This window comes from Paenibacillus sp. FW507-14B1B, assembly GCF_058781425.1.
Genome location: NZ_JBYSWS010000011.1, coordinates 1 through 17,272, shown reverse-complemented (window position 1 = coordinate 17,272; position 17,272 = coordinate 1). Strand labels below are relative to the sequence as shown.

18 protein-coding genes and 9 tRNA genes are annotated in these 17,272 nt (G+C 43.4%); 25 read left to right on the top strand and 2 right to left on the bottom strand.

Going from position 1 to position 17,272, the window contains the following annotated elements; all coding sequences use genetic code 11:
* Position 1 precedes the first annotated feature (1 nt).
* From AC3WJJ_RS25440 to AC3WJJ_RS25350, 19 genes are all read left to right on the top strand, one after another.
* A tRNA-Thr gene (locus AC3WJJ_RS25440) sits at positions 2–77 on the top strand.
* 3 nt (positions 78–80) lie between these two features.
* Positions 81–166 (top strand) — tRNA-Tyr (locus AC3WJJ_RS25435).
* Positions 167–173: 7 nt separating this feature from the next.
* Positions 174–247: transfer RNA gene (locus AC3WJJ_RS25430), tRNA-Trp, on the top strand.
* Between the two features lie 21 nt (positions 248–268).
* Positions 269–344: transfer RNA gene (locus tag AC3WJJ_RS25425), tRNA-His, on the top strand.
* A 22-nt stretch (positions 345–366) separates the two neighbouring features.
* Positions 367–441: transfer RNA gene (locus AC3WJJ_RS25420), tRNA-Gln, on the top strand.
* A gap of 8 nt (positions 442–449) precedes the next feature.
* A tRNA-Gly gene (locus tag AC3WJJ_RS25415) sits at positions 450–524 on the top strand.
* Positions 525–536: 12 nt separating this feature from the next.
* Positions 537–610: transfer RNA gene (locus AC3WJJ_RS25410), tRNA-Cys, on the top strand.
* A gap of 11 nt (positions 611–621) precedes the next feature.
* A tRNA-Arg gene (locus AC3WJJ_RS25405) sits at positions 622–698 on the top strand.
* Positions 699–706: 8 nt separating this feature from the next.
* Positions 707–786: transfer RNA gene (locus AC3WJJ_RS25400), tRNA-Leu, on the top strand.
* A 316-nt stretch (positions 787–1,102) separates the two neighbouring features.
* The gene (locus AC3WJJ_RS25395; protein WP_492544898.1) at positions 1,103–1,402 is read left to right on the top strand and encodes a LiaF transmembrane domain-containing protein; all 300 of its coding nucleotides are present in this window, start codon (positions 1,103–1,105) and stop codon (positions 1,400–1,402) included.
* 47 nt (positions 1,403–1,449) lie between these two features.
* Positions 1,450–2,124 (top strand): PspA/IM30 family protein, encoded by a 675-nt coding sequence (locus AC3WJJ_RS25390; protein WP_422658296.1) that lies wholly within the window; start codon positions 1,450–1,452, stop codon positions 2,122–2,124.
* 2 nt (positions 2,125–2,126) lie between these two features.
* The gene (locus AC3WJJ_RS25385) at positions 2,127–2,621 is read left to right on the top strand and encodes a PspC domain-containing protein (protein WP_422658295.1); all 495 of its coding nucleotides are present in this window, start codon (positions 2,127–2,129) and stop codon (positions 2,619–2,621) included.
* A 1-nt stretch (position 2,622) separates the two neighbouring features.
* Positions 2,623–3,312: a PspA/IM30 family protein gene (locus AC3WJJ_RS25380; protein ID WP_422658294.1), complete on the top strand. Its 690-nt coding sequence runs from the start codon at positions 2,623–2,625 to the stop codon at positions 3,310–3,312.
* 202 nt (positions 3,313–3,514) lie between these two features.
* Positions 3,515–4,159: a cell wall-active antibiotics response protein LiaF gene (gene liaF, locus AC3WJJ_RS25375; RefSeq protein WP_492544896.1), complete on the top strand. Its 645-nt coding sequence runs from the start codon at positions 3,515–3,517 to the stop codon at positions 4,157–4,159.
* A gap of 39 nt (positions 4,160–4,198) precedes the next feature.
* Positions 4,199–5,281 (top strand): sensor histidine kinase, encoded by a 1,083-nt coding sequence (locus AC3WJJ_RS25370; protein WP_492544894.1) that lies wholly within the window; start codon positions 4,199–4,201, stop codon positions 5,279–5,281.
* Positions 5,259–5,909, top strand: coding sequence for a response regulator (locus AC3WJJ_RS25365; protein ID WP_422658291.1), 651 nt, complete (start codon positions 5,259–5,261; stop codon positions 5,907–5,909). Before AC3WJJ_RS25370 ends, AC3WJJ_RS25365 begins: the two co-directional genes overlap by 23 nt.
* Positions 5,910–6,050: 141 nt before the next feature.
* Positions 6,051–6,821, top strand: a complete 771-nt coding sequence (locus AC3WJJ_RS25360; RefSeq protein ID WP_492544892.1) for a YwmB family TATA-box binding protein — start codon at positions 6,051–6,053, stop codon at positions 6,819–6,821.
* A gap of 137 nt (positions 6,822–6,958) precedes the next feature.
* On the top strand, positions 6,959–8,512 hold the full coding sequence (zwf, locus tag AC3WJJ_RS25355) for a glucose-6-phosphate dehydrogenase (protein ID WP_422658289.1): 1,554 nt from the start codon (positions 6,959–6,961) through the stop codon (positions 8,510–8,512).
* 113 nt (positions 8,513–8,625) lie between these two features.
* The gene (locus AC3WJJ_RS25350; protein WP_492544889.1) at positions 8,626–10,206 is read left to right on the top strand and encodes a peptide chain release factor 3; all 1,581 of its coding nucleotides are present in this window, start codon (positions 8,626–8,628) and stop codon (positions 10,204–10,206) included.
* 79 nt (positions 10,207–10,285) lie between these two features.
* On the opposite strand, the gene sspI is transcribed toward AC3WJJ_RS25350, so the two are convergent.
* Complete coding sequence (gene sspI / locus AC3WJJ_RS25345) at positions 10,286–10,519, bottom strand: small acid-soluble spore protein SspI (RefSeq protein WP_422658287.1); 234 nt, start codon at positions 10,517–10,519, stop codon at positions 10,286–10,288.
* Positions 10,520–10,606: 87 nt separating this feature from the next.
* Here sspI and AC3WJJ_RS25340 point away from each other — a divergent pair, with 87 nt between their 5' ends.
* From AC3WJJ_RS25340 to yunB, 4 genes are all read left to right on the top strand, one after another.
* Entirely contained in the window at positions 10,607–11,311 is a 705-nt protein-coding gene (locus AC3WJJ_RS25340) for a potassium channel family protein (protein ID WP_492544902.1), read from the top strand.
* Positions 11,312–11,355: 44 nt separating this feature from the next.
* The gene (locus AC3WJJ_RS25335) at positions 11,356–12,144 is read left to right on the top strand and encodes a TrmH family RNA methyltransferase (protein ID WP_492544887.1); all 789 of its coding nucleotides are present in this window, start codon (positions 11,356–11,358) and stop codon (positions 12,142–12,144) included.
* A gap of 208 nt (positions 12,145–12,352) precedes the next feature.
* Positions 12,353–13,312, top strand: a complete 960-nt coding sequence (locus AC3WJJ_RS25330; RefSeq protein WP_492544885.1) for a sensor domain-containing diguanylate cyclase — start codon at positions 12,353–12,355, stop codon at positions 13,310–13,312.
* 105 nt (positions 13,313–13,417) lie between these two features.
* Positions 13,418–14,416 carry a sporulation protein YunB gene (gene yunB, locus AC3WJJ_RS25325; protein WP_492544883.1) on the top strand — a complete coding sequence of 333 codons (999 nt, stop codon included), beginning with the start codon at positions 13,418–13,420 and terminating at the stop codon, positions 14,414–14,416.
* Between the two features lie 31 nt (positions 14,417–14,447).
* On the opposite strand, the gene AC3WJJ_RS25320 is transcribed toward yunB, so the two are convergent.
* Positions 14,448–15,461: a M23 family metallopeptidase gene (locus AC3WJJ_RS25320; protein WP_492544900.1), complete on the bottom strand. Its 1,014-nt coding sequence runs from the start codon at positions 15,459–15,461 to the stop codon at positions 14,448–14,450.
* 293 nt (positions 15,462–15,754) lie between these two features.
* On the opposite strand from AC3WJJ_RS25320, the gene lipA reads away from it, so the two are divergent.
* Both lipA and AC3WJJ_RS25310 read left to right on the top strand, forming a co-directional pair.
* On the top strand, positions 15,755–16,654 hold the full coding sequence (gene lipA, locus AC3WJJ_RS25315) for a lipoyl synthase (RefSeq protein WP_422658283.1): 900 nt from the start codon (positions 15,755–15,757) through the stop codon (positions 16,652–16,654).
* A 24-nt stretch (positions 16,655–16,678) separates the two neighbouring features.
* Positions 16,679–17,272 (top strand): YutD family protein (locus AC3WJJ_RS25310; RefSeq protein ID WP_492544880.1); only part of this gene is annotated, 594 nt, incomplete at its 3' end.

The following is a 17,272-nucleotide window of genomic DNA, read 5'->3' as shown; positions in this document are numbered from 1 at the left end:
CGCCGGTGTAGCTCAACTGGTAGAGCAACTGACTTGTAATCAGTAGGTTGGGGGTTCAAGTCCTCTCGCCGGCACCATTTGGAGGATTAGCGAAGTGGCCAAACGCATCAGACTGTAAATCTGCTCCCGTACGGGTTCGGTGGTTCGAATCCATCATCCTCCACCAGTTTTATAGGGGCATAGTTTAAAGGTAGAACAACGGTCTCCAAAACCGTTGGTGTGGGTTCAATTCCTGCTGCCCCTGCCAATTGAATAATTTTTGAATGTGGCGGTCGTGGCGAAGGGGTTAACGCACCGGTCTGTGGCTCCGGCATTCGTGGGTTCAAGTCCCATCGATCGCCCCATAATTCAAAAAACAAATCATATTGGGGATTAGCCAAGCGGTAAGGCAACGGACTTTGACTCCGTCATGCATAGGTTCGAATCCTATATCCCCAGCCATTGATTTTGCGGACGTGGCTCAGCGGTAGAGCATCGCCTTGCCAAGGCGAGGGTCGCGGGTTCGATTCCCGTCGTCCGCTCCATTTTTATTCTATGGCGCCATAGCCAAGTGGTAAGGCACAGCTCTGCAAAAGCTTTATCCCCAGTTCGAATCTGGGTGGCGCCTCCATTTCATATTATGTGCCCTTAGCTCAGCTGGATAGAGCGTTTGACTACGAATCAAAAGGCCAGGAGTTCGAATCTCTTAGGGCACGCCATTTAGTTAGCCGGTGTGGCGGAATTGGCAGACGCGCGCGACTCAAAATCGTGAGGGAAACCGTGGGGGTTCGAGTCCCTTCACCGGCATCACCAGTAAGAACGTGGATTATATCCACGTTCTTTTTTTATGTTTATAATAAATTAGGGGAAGTAATGTATCTGTATTGTACATACCAGAGAAGCGAATGACAGGCGCGAAGCCAGCATTCGCTTTTTTGTATTAATGTACTTTTTTTGTGGTCTTGGTCGTGTATAGACGGAGGTCGCATTCCTTCCCCGACTTAAGTCGAGGATCAAAAACCGTCCGGGGTCCGTTTTAGATTGAATTGAATTAACCTAAAATAAAGTCATAAGGTTGAACAAGTCATAAACAATTGATTTGGAAAGGAAAGGCGGTGTATACATGAGAAATTCGAATGGAAATGGAATTGGAATTCTGCTCATTGCTTTAGGAGCATTAGTGTTACTAGGAGTATTAGGTCCTTTGCTTGGCTGGTTATTTAGTTTACTTATACCAGTAGCAATGATTGCACTTGGGTATTACGGTATCCGGCGTGGTAATACGTTTTTTGGCTGGATCGTATTAGCAATCGGTGTACTTTCACTGATCGGTAAGCTTTCTTGGATTATTGGCCCAATTCTTGGTATCGTTCTGATTATCTACGGCGTTTCCCGTCTTAAAAACGGACGGAGACGTTACTAATAATCTACAAAAGCTTAAACCTGAAGGAAGAGGAGGATAAAGAAAATATGAGTGTTTTTCGACGGATTAGAGATATAACAGCAGCAACATTAAATGAAAAGCTTGAACAAAGTCAGGATCCGGTTCGACTGATCGATCAATTCCTTCACACAACTCGGCAGGATATTACAGAAGCTGAGAAGCTTTTGCAGCAGTGTGAGGCACATACAAGACAACTAAATCAGCAAGTAACTCAAGCGGAGACGATGAAAGTTAAACGGGAAGAGCAGGCACTTCTGGCTCTCAAAGCAGGTGAGGATCACCTGGCGAAACTAGCATTGCAAGAAAAGCTGATTTATGAAGAAAAGATTGAACAGTACGAGGGGCTGCTGGCTACAAGCCGTGAATCACTAAGAGAAGTGGAAGAACAGCTTGGTGAGCTTCGGATGGAGTATCAGACCGTTTATAGTAAGCGACAGTATTATGTAGCTCGTATGGAAACATTACGTCTTCAACAGAAAATGAATGAACGTACAGGTTCCTATGGTGGGCAGGATGTTCCTAAAATGTTTAATCGGTTGGAAGATCGGATTAGTGATTGGGAGCTTGAAGCACGAAGTCTTCGAGACCTTCGAAAAATGGGTCAAGAGTATTTGGTGCAAGCCGGTGAAGGTGTATCGTCCGTATTGGATCGTGAACTTGCCCGGTTGAAGGAGAAGCTGAACAACAGCGGGAAGGAGTAGTTATGACAAGATTGTACCGGTCTACAAGAAATAAAATGTTCACTGGGTTGATTGGCGGACTATCAGAAACTTTTGGCTTGGAAGCAACCTTGCTTCGTATAATTTTCGTCATCAGTATCTTCTTTACTGGCGGTACGACATTATTAATATATTTGATCGCATCGTTAGTGATTTCGAAGGAACCTTTTTATCACGATCCATACGGCCCAGGCGGCTCAGGATATGGTCCCAATGGCAATGGACAACATTATGGACCTAACGGTTCATATGGTGGATACAACGGGAGTGGAAGAGGACCTTACCGTGATGAGCGCCAAGGTTACGGGCCGAGAAATTCAGGCTATTCATATAACGACGGACGGTATGCTACAAGACCAGAAGCAGCACCTGAAGAAGATTTAGATGCCATGATGAAAGACATTGAGAAAAAGGCTTTGAAGAAAGAAATAGAAGAACTTAAGAAAAAACTATCGAAGTATGAGAAGGGAGATTTATAAAATGGGAGTATTTAAAAGAATTAAAGATATGACAAAAGCATCGGTGAACGAAATGTTAGATAAGGTTGAGGATCCGATTGTAATGTTGAATCAATATTTGCGGGATATGGAAGCAGAAATTCATGAGGCTGAGGTTACTGTGGCCAAACAAATGGCTAATGAGCGCCGCATGAAGCAGCGTGTAGACGAAGCTGTGAAGATGGCTGCTCAGCGTGAATCACAAGCAGAATTGGCTCTGAAGAATGGTCAAGAGGAAGTTGCGCGTAAGCTTCTGGAAGAGAAAATCTATTTTGACCAAAAAGAAACTGAATATCAAGAAATGCATTTGCAGTCCGAAACTCAAGCCAAAGAATTGGTTGCTCAGCTTCATGAAATGAAGGATGAGTTCTACAAAATGCGCAATAAGCGTAATGAGCTTGTAGCTCGTGCTCAAATGGCTAAAGCGAAGAAGCAAATGTCTCAAGTGAGCAGCTTGCACACAATCGAAAGCGGTAGTGCTTCGATGGGATTCCACCGGATGGAAGAAAAAATTATGCAGATGGAAGCTGAAGCTGATGTAATGCGTGCACCATACCGCCCAAACAATGCAGCTTACACGAGCCCTGTAGACGTTGAAAAGCAAATGAAAGTGGATGAGCAGCTGAATGCGCTCAAAAACAAAATGAATGGATCTGTTTCTAAAGAAGATTAATTAACAGAGGAAGTAGTAATTTAGTATTCGAAGAACCATTAAATATGATAAACTACTGAATGGACTGACTGTATGCGAATTATGAAAAGTTCATGATAACTTCAGGGTAAACCGTTCAGTATATAAAGGTTAGCCATACGGTGCGGAATCCCGCACTGTTTTGGCTTTTTAGGGCAATTTTATCATCTAAGGGAGGTGCGGCATGGATAGAGACCGCTGGATAGCGTTTGGATTGATTGGCATCGGTGTGTTTATGCTCTTCGGCAGATGGTTTGGTTTCTTCACCATCGTCGCTCTTCTATTGATGGTTGCTGGCATTCAGCAAATTCGAAGCGGTTATATCCGGAAAGGATACATTATCCTTGGAGTGGGCGTCGTTTTGCTTCTTCTCGATCATTTGATGCTCATCATTGGTATTGGTCTGATTTCACTCGGTATATTTTATGGGAAAGCTCGACGTGCTCATGGAACAGATCGATATATTCAGAAACAGAACTTCATGTCCAACTTTGACTGGGATAACGCCCCTTGGGTTATGAGAAGCATGAGTGTGTGGCATGTTCTTGGGGAGGCCGATGTTGATCTATCCTTAGCGTTACCCGAGGAAAAGTATACAGTTATGATGTTCCATGGAATTCTAGGTGATATCGATTTAGCGTTACCTGACTATTACGGAGTGGAGATTGAAGCCTTTGTTCTTTTTGGATCGATTGATATCGGTAAACAGAAGGAAACTGGTGTCATGAATCGTCTGAACTGGAAATCGCCTAATTATGAGACTAGTGAGTATAAAGTGAAATTTATTGTATCGTACCTTGGTGGAGATTTAAGTATTCGTCTTGTGTGATATTAACGTGCTACAGAGGAAAATCAGGAGGGCTGCCCGATGATGTCGGAAAAGAATGCAAATATAATCACTCGAAGTATGCGTGAAGGCACCCTTCTGGGCTTTGTAGTTATGCTCGTTGTGATGTACATTTTATATACATATGATTATTTGAGGCCCTTTGATTCCTGGCGTAATGTGATTCAGTCGGGAATAACACTTGTATTGCTGCCAATCAGTTTAGGGGCGGTATATGGATTTTTTCAAGGTTACCGGGTAAAGCGAAGGCTTGATTCCGTAAGAGAAATTCTAGTGACTTGGGAAAAAGGCGGTGTAACTTCAGCAGTTATGCCTGATATGGGTAATGACGAGGTTGGGCGTTTAGGTGAGCAGCTTGGACGAATCAGCAAACGCTGGGAAGAGCAGGTCAATTCCCTACAACGTTTGTCCACAAACAATGCACAGCTTGCTGAGCAAGCTCGTGTAACAGCTATTGTGGAGGAAAGGCAGCGTCTGGCAAGAGAACTGCACGATGCAGTATCACAGCAACTTTTTGCGATTTCGATGACAGCAACAGCTGTTGGACGAACACTAGATAAGGACTTTGGTAAAGCACAGCGTCAGGTTGCTCTCATTGAAGAAATGTCAGCAGTAGCACAGTCAGAAATGCGAGCATTACTGCTACACTTGCGCCCAGTCTATCTCGAAGGGAAGGCGCTAGAGCAGGGTCTCAGGGAGTTAATTCGTGAGCTCCAGATTAAAGTTCCTATGGAGATCACGTTTGAGATGGATGAAGGAATATCCCTTGTAAAGGGGATCGAGAATCATTTGTTCCGTATCATTCAGGAAGCGATGTCCAATACACTGAGACATGCGAAAGCAGAACGGATGGATATCCGAATCCAGAGAAAGCAAAATACGGTGCGTGTGACACTGCGAGATGACGGTATCGGCTTTGAGATTGATGAGAAGAAGCAAACCTCTTACGGTCTTTCGACGATGCAGGAACGAGTGACAGAGCTTGGTGGCTCTATACAGTTCATTACAGCGCCGGGGAAAGGCACGCGTATTGAAATATCCGTCCCATTAATGGACGAAGAACGAAACCGGGGTGAAAAAGATGGAGATGGAAACACCAATTAAGGTACTTTTAGTTGATGATCACGAGATGGTTCGAATTGGTCTTGCTGCTGTGTTAGGGACAGAAGACGGGATTGAAGTGGTCGGGGAAGCAGGTAGTGGAGAAGAAGGTATACGGTTAGCGAAAGAATATTGTCCGGATGTAGTCTTGATGGACCTAGTCATGGACGGAATGGATGGGATCGAAACAACAAGACAGTTGTTAAGCCTATATCCAGATTGTAAGGTTATTGTACTTACGAGTTATTTGGATGATGAAAAAATGTACCCCGTTATCGAGGCAGGAGCATTCAGTTATTTGTTAAAGACATCAAGGGCATCTGAAGTGGCGGATGCTATTCGTGCTGCTGCGCGTGGTCAATCGGTTCTCGAATCTCAGGTTGCATCCAAAATGATGAATCGATTCCGCCATCCTCAAGCAGAAGCTCCTGCACACAGTGAATTAACAGACCGTGAAATGGAAGTTCTCCGTTTACTTGCACAAGGCAAGTCGAATCAGGACATTGCGGATGATCTAATCATAGGTATTAAGACAGTTAAATTTCACGTAACGAATATTCTGGCGAAACTCGGAGTTGAGGACCGTACACAAGCTGCTATTTATGCTTATAAGAATGGTCTTGCAGAGTAAATAGGAATGAGAACTTAAGGCTCATTAGATCCCGGCTACCGGATGGTGGTTGGGCTTTTTTATAATTTAAGAGAATAATTCGCATATAACCGGGCATCCTGTTACTAGATTGATAGATTCGTTTAAAGGGAGCGGTTATTAATGAAGCAACTTGGAATGAAATTTATAGTAGGCATGATATTGCTATGTGGGATGACTGTGATTTTAGCTGGGTTCACGGGGTATTCCGCAAAAAATAAAAGTTCCGAGTTAGTTAAAGAAAACAGTGTGGATTCACTCAAACTGCTCTATTCTCTTGGAGAGATGCAAGTGGATTCTCCACTTCATGTAACGGTAAAGTTGCAAGGAGAGAGAAGGGATTTCTCTAGTGACAAGATTAAAACAACCGTTGAAGCGCTAAAGACAGAAATAGAATTTAAAGATGTGTTCATGGATACCGAGAACGGAGAGCAGTCCTATAGGGCCCGGGAAGTTATTTCTGGTATGGATGTACGGATGGACTGGGTCCAAGCTGGAGGACACAGTTATGTGAAGTTCCAATTAGATACTGTAGGAACAGCTAATTTCCAACATCTAATAGATATACAGAAGAAGGTATCGGGTATTCTTGAAGAAGTTGGAATAATTGCTGCATGGAATGCTTCTGTTCAAGGAAGTGTCAATAATAGTTTGTCAGCAGAGAAAACAATGCAACTAGTGGAAGAGAAAATGGAGTCAAATCTATCGTTAAACGTAGTGGATTCATACCAAGATGGTACGACGGAAAGCAGGTCTTATAAGGTTCCTTCATTGGGGACATTTGTTATGAGTGGTGACCAGCAGATACATATGCAGGTGGCTGTGCATGAAGATTCTATGAAGAAAAATAATAGAATAACGATCGGATTTCCGGTGATTACAATAGAATATTAAGGATTCTTTCTGAAATACGATGAAAATGTATGAAATTGAGATAGCATACTTTATACGAATATGCTAAAATGTCATCACGTCGTGATAACATGCGATGCATAAAAATACACTATAATTTATAGAAAGAATGAGGAGCCATGGCTGAAAATCAAAATCTAGAATCATTAAAGACACCGGGAGCGGTATTCTTCATCTTTGGAGCGACCGGCGATTTGGCAAGACGCAAATTGTTCCCGGCGATCTATAGTCTCTATCGCGAAGGAAAATTGGCTGAGGATTTTGCGGTAATCGGCGTGGCACGGCGTCCGCGCACTCAAGATGAATTCCGTGAGGATGTGCAACGTTCGATCCAGGAATTTTGCCGGTACCGTTCCGAAGATAACGAGGAATGGAACAAATTTGCGCAACATTTTGAATATAAATCTTTAGATATTAACAATATTGACGGCTTCCGTGAGCTTCGTGAGCAAACTGAGAAGTTGGAAGAGAAGTTTGATATAGCCGGTAATCGGTTATTCTATCTAGCTCTCGCTCCAGAATTGTTCGGTAGTGTGTCCTTCAACTTGATGAAGGGTGGCATGCTAGACGGAGCAGGCTGGAATCGCCTTGTAATTGAGAAGCCTTTCGGTTACGACTTAGAGTCGGCAGGGAAGCTGAATGAAGAAATTACACAGGTGTTTAAAGAAGAAGAAATATATCGTATTGACCATTATCTTGGCAAGGAAATGGTACAGAACATTGAAGTCATCCGTTTTGCCAATGCATTCTTTGAACCACTCTGGAATAATAAGCATATCGCTAACGTACAGATTACGCTTGGTGAAACTGTTGGTGTTGAAGAGCGTGGAGGATACTACGATCATGCAGGAGCATTACGGGATATGGGACAAAACCATATGCTTCAAATGCTCACAATGATTGCTATGGAGCCACCTAGCCGTCTTCTTCCGGAAGATATCCGTGATGAGAAGGTGAAGGTTCTTCGCTCACTTCGTCCTTATGCGACCCATGAAGAAGTTAAAGAAAACGTTGTTCGTGGTCAATATACGAAGGGTTCTGTAGGTAGCAAAGAGTTGCCAGCTTATCGTGAAGAGGATAAGGTAAATCCAGAATCAACAACAGAAACGTATTTCGCAGCTCGTGTATTCGTGGATAACTTCCGCTGGGCTGGTGTACCATTCTATATCCGTACAGGTAAGCGTCTCCCAGTAAAAACGACTGAGGTCGTTGTAGAATTTAAACGTATGCCGGGAAATGTATATCTTGGACAAAAGCATACCCTTGAACCTAACCTTCTTGTTATTCGGGTTAACCCGATGGAAGGGTTGTATGTAAAGATTAATGCTAAGAAGCCAGGTTCTGAATCAGAAATTGAACCGGTAGCTATGGATTTCTGTCAGAGCTGCATGGTTGGCATTAACTCACCTGAAGCTTATGAGCGTTTGCTGCATGATGCAGCACGTGGAGACTCCACTTACTTCACACGTTGGGATGAGGTTGCGTCGGCTTGGTCCTTCGTTGATCGTATTGCACAAGCGTGGAAAGAGAATCAAGGCGAGCTCGAAAGCTATCCAGCAGCATCATGGGGACCTAAGCAGGCTGATGAGCTGCTTGCTAAAGATGGATTCCACTGGTGGCCAGTAAATGGGCAAGAGGAAGACAACGTAGTGTGGTTAAAGGGCTCTAATTAAAATTCGATCCTGCTATTTAAAAATCATCCTCATACGCTCAGCGTATGGGGTTGGTTTGCGTATGGATTGTGGTACAATAATATACATGACTTTAGTACGAAGGGAACAGTGAAATGGGCAAAACAATAGATGAGCTGCAAAGCGAAGTGGATAAGCGCAGAACCTTTGCGATTATATCCCACCCGGATGCCGGTAAAACTACACTGACTGAGAAGCTACTGCTGTTCGGTGGCGCCATTCGCTTGGCAGGTTCAGTTAAAGCAAGAAAAGCAAGCAAACATGCGACAAGTGACTGGATGGAAATTGAGAAGCAGCGGGGGATCTCGGTAACTTCCTCTGTAATGCAGTTCGACTACCAAGGTCACCGGATTAATATACTGGATACGCCTGGTCACCAAGACTTTAGTGAGGATACGTACCGGACATTAACTGCAGCAGATAGTGCAGTCATGTTGATCGACGTTGCAAAAGGTGTTGAAGCCCAGACGATTAAGCTGTTTCAGGTATGTGCCAAACGGGGAATTCCTATCTTTACATTTGTTAATAAGTTAGACCGTGAAGGTCGGAGTCCATTTGATCTGATGGAAGAAATTGAGCAAGTGCTCGGTATTCGATCTGTTCCAATGAACTGGCCGATTGGATCAGGACGTGAGCTATGCGGTGTATATGACCGGATGAAAAATCAGGTTGAGCTTTTCCAAGGGGACGACCATTCGACCATCAATGTTCAAAAGGTTGAGGATTACAACGATCCGATGATTCGAGAAATGGCTGGAGATTTTTTGCATGATCAATTGTGCCAAGATCTTGAGCTGTTGGATGTAGCCGGAGATCCTTTTGATTTTGAAAAAGTACTGAAGGGTGAATTGACACCTGTATTTTTCGGCAGTGCGGTCAACAACTTTGGTGTTCAGACATTCTTAGAGAACTTCCTTCAATTAGCACCTAAGCCTGAACCACGTCGGAGTACTGAGGGAATTGTTCAACCAACAGATGAGAAATTCTCAGGATATGTATTTAAAATCCAAGCGAACATGAACCCAGCTCACCGGGATCGTATTGCATTCTTACGTATCGTATCAGGAAAGTTTGAACGTGGGATGAGTGTTAAACATGTACGTATGGGCAAGGATATCAAGCTGGCACAACCTCAACAGTTCCTAGCACAGGATCGGGATATTGTGCAAGAGGCTTATCCAGGGGATATTATCGGTCTCTTTGACCCAGGTATTTTCCGAATTGGGGACTCTCTGAGTCAGAGTGGTGATATCGTATTTGATGAATTGCCAACCTTCTCCCCAGAATTGTTCGCTAAGGTAACGGTGAAAAATGCCCTTAAACATAAACAGTATCAGAAGGGTATTGATCAACTGACGGAGGAAGGCACGATTCAAGTATTCCGTACAGTTAGCTTTGACGAGATGATTCTCGGCGTAGTTGGTCAGCTTCAGTTCGAGGTGTTCGAATATCGGATGAAAGGTGAATATGGTGTTGATGTTCAGCTTCAGCGTATGCCATATCAATTCGCACGTTGGATTATTGATGATAAGATTGATCCGTCGAAATTCCGTATAAATTCAACACTCGTCAAAGATAAAAAGGATAATTATGTTGTTTTATTTGAAAATGAATATGCGATGAGAACGGCTGTGGACAAAAATCCAACGGCTAAGTTTCTGGAAATGGCTCCATAAGGAGTTACAGATAACAAACAATCCCCCTTCCAATATCATGGAAGGGGGATTGTTTGTTATTCCCGTATCCCGTGCACGCTTAGCTCAACTTGCCGGGAGTTACGGTTTTCAGGTGGTCATGAAGTGAGCTGACAAGGTCGGTCTGAGCCGATGAGTCCATGTCTTTCCACATCATCTCGAACATAACACCGAGACCGGGAAGGGCGGCTTCGGGTCCGTCAATGGACCCCTCGATCATCGAGCGAAGCTGATCTTCATCCTGATTATGCACTTTGTGAATGACGGCTTGCCTTAGATCTAACAATATGGACATCGAAATGTTCCTCCTTGTTAATTAAGGGTCTTTGTTAATGTACCCGTGAAAGCACGGATACATTCAACGTTCGATGTCCAATATGGTATACTAGGCACAGATAATCAAGGGTTCGGGGGAGGAAGGGAAATGGCTAAGAAGCAGTATGCAGTCATCGGCATGGGGCGTTTTGGAACGAGCGTAGCTAAAGAGCTTAGCGGCATGGGTTTTGATGTACTCGCCATCGATGCACGAGAGCAGCGTATACAGGAAATCTCAGGTATAGTAACGCATGCAGTATCGTCTGATTCTACGGATGAAGAGGCGCTGCGCGCACTTGGAATTCGTAATTTTGATGTCGTTGTTGTGGCAATTGGAGAAGATATACAGTCAAGTATTTTAACGACACTTATCCTTAAGGATCTGGGTGTGCCTGTAATTATAGTCAAAGCGAAAAATGAGCTTCATGGTAAGGTTTTGCAAAAAATCGGTGCTGATAAAGTGATCTTCCCCGAACGTGATATGGGCTTACGGGTAGCGCATCACTTGGTATCCCCTAATATTTTGGACTATATTGAAATATCGGATGATTATAGCATTATGGAATTACGTGCAGCTCCTGAAATGATCGGTCAGAATTTACGTGAGCTTGATATCCGTGCAAGGTTTGGTTGTAACGTCATGGGGATTCGGAGTGGAGGTAAGATGAATATCTCACCGCATCCTGAGGACCGACTTGCTGAAGGGGATATTCTGGTCATTGTTGGGCAGAAGAATGATTTAACGAAGTTGGAGCTTGCATTCCCGAAATAAGAGAATTTATCAAGCAGACACACGCTAGAATGAATGGAGCAGATATGGAAATATTATCACTACAAAATGCAAGAGTTAAAGCATGGGCACAGTTACAGGAAAAAAAACACCGGGACAAGCAGAACAAGTATGTCATAGAAGGTATTCACTTGGTACAGGAGGCTCTACTCTCTGGTGTAGATATTGAATGTGTTGCCTATGACTATGAGCAAGGTATTCCACATGAGTTGAAGCAAATGCAAGATACTACCGGTGTAGAGTGGATTGGTGTTACACAAGCCATTATATCTAAGGTTAGCCATACTTCGACGCCTCAACCCGTGTTCGCTGTTGTTCGCAAAGAGAAAATGACTTGGAATCATCTAGAGAAGGACAAACTGGTCATTGTTCTAGATGGTCTGCAAGATCCTGGCAACGTAGGGACTATTATTCGTAGTGCAGATGCATCGGGTGCAGGGGGAGTTGTTCTGGGCAAGGGTTGTGCTGACTTGTACAATCCGAAAACGCTTCGCTCTACGATGGGATCTCTATTTCACATACCTGTAGTGGAGGGGGATTTAACAGATATCCTTCCTCAGGCAAGAGAAAGTGGAGCTCGATTGGTTACAACTTCTCTTGAGGGCAATACTACAGCATATCACTATGATTTTACCGGATCATGCTGGTTAGTGATCGGTAGCGAAGGCAGCGGTGTCTCACCGGAGGTAGCGGCGCTAGTGGATGATGCGATCATCATCCCAATGCCAGGTAAGGCAGAATCTCTAAATGCTGCTATGGCTGCATCGGTACTCCTGTTTGAAGCACTTCGCCAGCGAGAGTTTAAGACTAACTAATCAGTTCTGTAATCCAATTCATTGTTATTGAAGACTGGAGAATGTTCGATTAACCTTCGATCATTCCCCGGTCTTTCTCTATACTTGGAAATACAGCAAGTCATTATTTGAAATTATTTCCTTTTCGACACTTACATGCTTATAGTAGAATAAACGTTTAGTTATTTATTTTATTTGCTTAGGCTTACGAGATAAGGGGCAATGAACGGTGATCTGGTTTATACCTGGCATAATTATAGGCATCATGATTACTTATGGTGTTAACCTGTATATAAAAAAGAAATCAGTAGCACAAATAACACATACTGAGACAAACAAAAGGCCGTTCCAGTTAGTCGAGGATACCAAAGATTATGTGTATTATTTTGAGATGAAACCTAAATGGAGATTTACATACATCTATCCACCCTTCGAGAAAATTTTTGGAGAAGAGCAGGGGAAGCTTGTTTATGATCAGCCACAGATCATGCTGGACCGAGTTCACCCGGATGATCAAGACATGCTTATGAAAAAAATCAATGGGCAGATGGACTACAGTAAACCATGTGTATATCGGATCATGAATAATGATGGAGATTATTTAACCTTTGAAGAATATACAACGCCTGTATATAAGAACGGGGAATTAGTTGCCATCCAAGGGATTTTACGAAACATTACTGGGAAGTTAAAATTTCAGGAGGATCTAGAATATAAAAGTACGCATGACAGTCTGACAAAAGTGTTTAATCGTCAGGTTTTTGAAGAATTAATGGATAGATACAATCAGCTAGAAAATGTACCTATTGGCATCGTTGTATGTGATTTAGATGAGTTAAAGTATATCAATGATAACTTAGGACATAAGCAAGGCGATTTTTTGATTAAGAATGTTGCTAATATCTTAAATTCTTATTCGGATAACCATGTTATTGTATCTCGAATCGGCGGCGATGAGTTTGCTATTCTAATTACGAATATGACTAAACCAAGCGTAGAAACGCTAATTGAGAAGATTGAAAGAGAAATTGCGATTTATAATGAAGGTTATTATGAAATTAGAATACAAATGTCAGTTGGCTATTCATATAGTAAATGGTCTATTGGGAAAATGGAGCGCCTGTTCGAATATGCAGATAAGAACATGTATGAGAACAAGGAACGAAGGAAGAGTAAGCGAAGCGGGTAACCGTTACGCTTACTCTTCTTTTTTATACTTTGTCCGCATATCCTGTAGGGAAGCTTGGCAATAAGAGGGGGACACCTTCGTAGCAGGTGAAGGGAGGTCGAACGTGTGAGAAGAAAAAAATGGGGGACTCGGCGCTTGTCATTTCCGACTTTGCCTGTATGGCCTAGGACGCGGATTCGGCGTGTATATAAGAAAACTAAACCGTCTAGAAGTCGCTTTAAATCCATGAAAGTTAAATCGTCATGGAACCGGACACATCCCCAGAGCACGAAGCAGCCACGAAGCAGGAGGAAGTGGTGGATTATTGCATCGCTGATTTTTTTATTTGGCATTTTTCAATTATTTCTTTATGTCGAGCGTAATCTGAGGCCACCTATTATGCATTTGGCTCAAATTCGTGTGAAGCAAATTGCAACGGAAGCGATCAACAAGGCGATAACAAGTCAGGTTACTGAAGGGAAGCAATTTGATAATCTGGTAAACTGGAAAACCGATAGTACTGGAAAAGTGACAGGTTTTATGCTGAATTATGCTGAGCATTTGAAGATCACATCTTTTACAACTCAGCTGGTGCAGGAAACACTGGAATCCATGGATCAAAGGAAAGAGCATATTCCTCTAGGGCAGGTATTGAAAAGTCCGATTATTGCTTCATTTGGTCCACAGATTCCAGTGAAGATAGAGCCACAAGGAGCGGTGAAGGTACAATTGGATACAAGACAGCAGGAAGCCGGGATCAATATGATTCTTGTTGAGGTGTATGTTCATATTGTGACCGAGGTAGCGGTTGTTGTGCCTTTTGATATGGAGCCTCAGGTTGTTGAAACGGATATCCCGATTTCTTACATGCTCGTTGTTGGTGATGTACCTATGTATTATTACGATAATCAAGGGAGACCGGTTGGGGAGAACAGCTCCAATGCACCGAGTATCGCACTTCCTCCACTCAGCAATTCTGAAGGGAAGACCCCATTAGGTGATAACAATATAACGACAAGTCCGAGTCCTGGAGTATCTGTTCCAGCGCCGATTTCACCGAGTGAGGGAGTAACCCCACATGGATCGGAAACTATTCCCGATGTTGATAACAGTGTCGTACCTTAGCTCAACAACCAAAAAAGCGCACCCAAGTAGATTAGGGATGCGCTTTTTTAGCTTTTCGTAATGCTTGTCTTTCTTCATTCTCCCAGTGTCTAAGGAGCGGGTAAGGATCAAACGACCATTCGGACAATCCCGTGTCACGGTATATTCCATAGTGTAGGTGGGGCGGGAACTTTCCTTGCGTACCTGGCTTACCGTATCCGGAACTACCGACCCAGCCAATGGTCTGTCCAGGGGTAACAACATCTCCTGCTTTAACACTTTTATCAAAGCCTTGGAGGTGGGCGTAGTAATGATAATGATTGTTAAGGTCACGAATACCGATGCGCCAACCCCCGTATTTATTCCAGCCCTTAAGTTCAACAACACCGTAGCATGTACTGCGAACAGGTACGCCATATCCAGCAAATAAGTCAGTTCCTTCGTGAATTCGGTAACCTCCCCAGCTTCGTCCCATTCCAAAAGTGCTTCGGTAAGAGTAGTTGTTGCCAATGGGGAGCGGGAAAGCATGGCTAAACAAATCAAGCTTTCCGAATTTTTCGTAGATCTTAGCATACTGCATGATTCGTTGAACGGATCGTGAATTCTCATAGTATGCCCATAAGCTGATTGCAAAATCATCAGAAGAATGACCATAAGGCTTTAATCTTGATGATATACTATAGAGGAGATCCATATTATTATTAGGATCAGCTTTGCCATCCCCATCTCCATCGAGACCTATACCAGAATACAATTCGATGGTCGCTGGATGGGTATCCTCCTGATTGGGGTTAAGCGGACCGCTCCAAGCTGTTGAGGGCACAAAAATGCCAATAACACGTTCGGGATGTTTCCGGTCTTTGGGGTGTACACGTGTTAATGTCCGTTCGTATTGATCGATGGCTGCTAAGCGATACCACGGTATCTGAGTTACCGCCGAAATACGATCATACAATATTCTTCTGGCAGCAAAGATTTCGTTCTCATTCGTTGTGGTTTGTGTCTTTGCCTCGCTCGTATTGGTTAGGACAGCCTCCCCTGTAGGCGCGGCATAGCAAGGCGTCATAAGGGATGCTACTGTAACGGTTGTTATAACCACAGTAGCCAAGTGGGTCTTAGCCGCGATCCGACCCCAATGTTGTCTTGATTTTGTCATGGTGTCCTGTCCTCCAGATCTTTGATTGCAAAAATGCACGGACATTGATGCCTACCTGTAGGGTTTATCGAAAGACTGATTTTTATCCATGCCGTGCTCAGATGAATTTCATATCGATGTAGATAGGTAATCTGAAGATTTTCATGATATAATATGGAACAGCTGAATGGACTATCCAATTAAATCGAAAGAAGGTTTTCTTCTTGTCCAAGACATCTAACAAACAAACTAAGCCGGATTGGATTAAGATCAAGCTCACAACAGGCGATAACTATAACGAAATTAAAAGTATGATGCGTTCCAAAACATTGCATACCGTTTGTGAGGAAGCACGTTGTCCTAACATATATGAGTGCTGGGCTAACCGTACTGCTACTTTTATGATATTAGGAGATATATGTACTCGTGCATGTCGTTTTTGTGCAGTAAATACAGGTCTTCCTACAGAACTGGACATGCAAGAGCCTGAACGTGTGGCTGAAGCTGCGGAACAGATGAACCTTCGTCATTGTGTTGTGACAAGTGTTGCACGGGATGATCTGAAAGACGGAGGAGCCTATATATTTGCGGAGACCGTTAAGGCAATCCGAAAACGGCTGCCATTATGCACGGTAGAAGTGTTGATTCCTGATTTTATGGGAAATGCTGAATCGCTTCAGATCGTAATGGATGTAAAGCCGGATATTCTGAACCATAATATCGAAACGGTTGAACGCATGTCTGATCGTGTTCGTGCTAAAGCAAAATATAAGCGTTCGCTTGAGTTGCTGAAAAATGCAAAGCAAATGCAGCCTGACATTCCGACCAAATCCAGTATCATGCTAGGTGTAGGTGAAGAGTGGGATGAAATTTTAACGGCAATGGATGATCTTAGAGCCGTAGATTGTGATATTATGACAATTGGCCAGTATTTACAGCCTTCTCCACAACATTTGAATGTGGATAAGTATTATACCCCTGAAGAATTCGCAATCTTGAAAGAAGAGGGGCTTAAACGAGGATTCAGTCATGTGGAATCTGGACCACTTGTTCGTAGCTCATATCATGCGCATGAACAGGTGAAATCGGCTGAACGCCGAAAGGAAGAGAGTGTACGGTCATAACCGGGAAAGGCAGGGGAAGCTTGTTTGATCGTTATAGGCAATAGAAGTTATGAAGTGCTAGAAGATCATCGGAATGGTTGGAATCCAGAAGCTTTCCGCGACAGATATAGTGAAGTTCTTGAGAGATACGATTATATTGTCGGTGATTGGGGATACAACCAACTGCGGTTAAAGGGATTTTATCGGGACAATCATCCCAAAGCTGCGAAAGACGTCATCTACTCGACGATGTCTGATTATATAAATGAATATTGTAACTTTGGGTGTGCTTATTTTGTACTACAAAAGAGCAAGGAGATCAAAGATCCCAAAGAACTTAAGGAATTAAAAGAGCAGGAATTAAAGGAACAAGAACTGAGAGCGGAACGCGAAGCGTTGGAGAATGGTCAGGAAGAGGATAACGCTGATTCTGACTCCATCGAAACTGAGGCGAGAAAGGCATCCAAAGAGCATCGATCGAGCGGTCGTTCTAGTGAGACTTTAGCTGACAAAGAAGTACCAGAGCCCCGGGGAAGACGTGAAGGTAGGGAAGGAAGAGAACTTAGAGAATCACGTCCTAACAAATCGTCCAAGCCTTGGAAAGAAGCTAAGCAGCGTGAGAACCGGGAAATCAGAGAA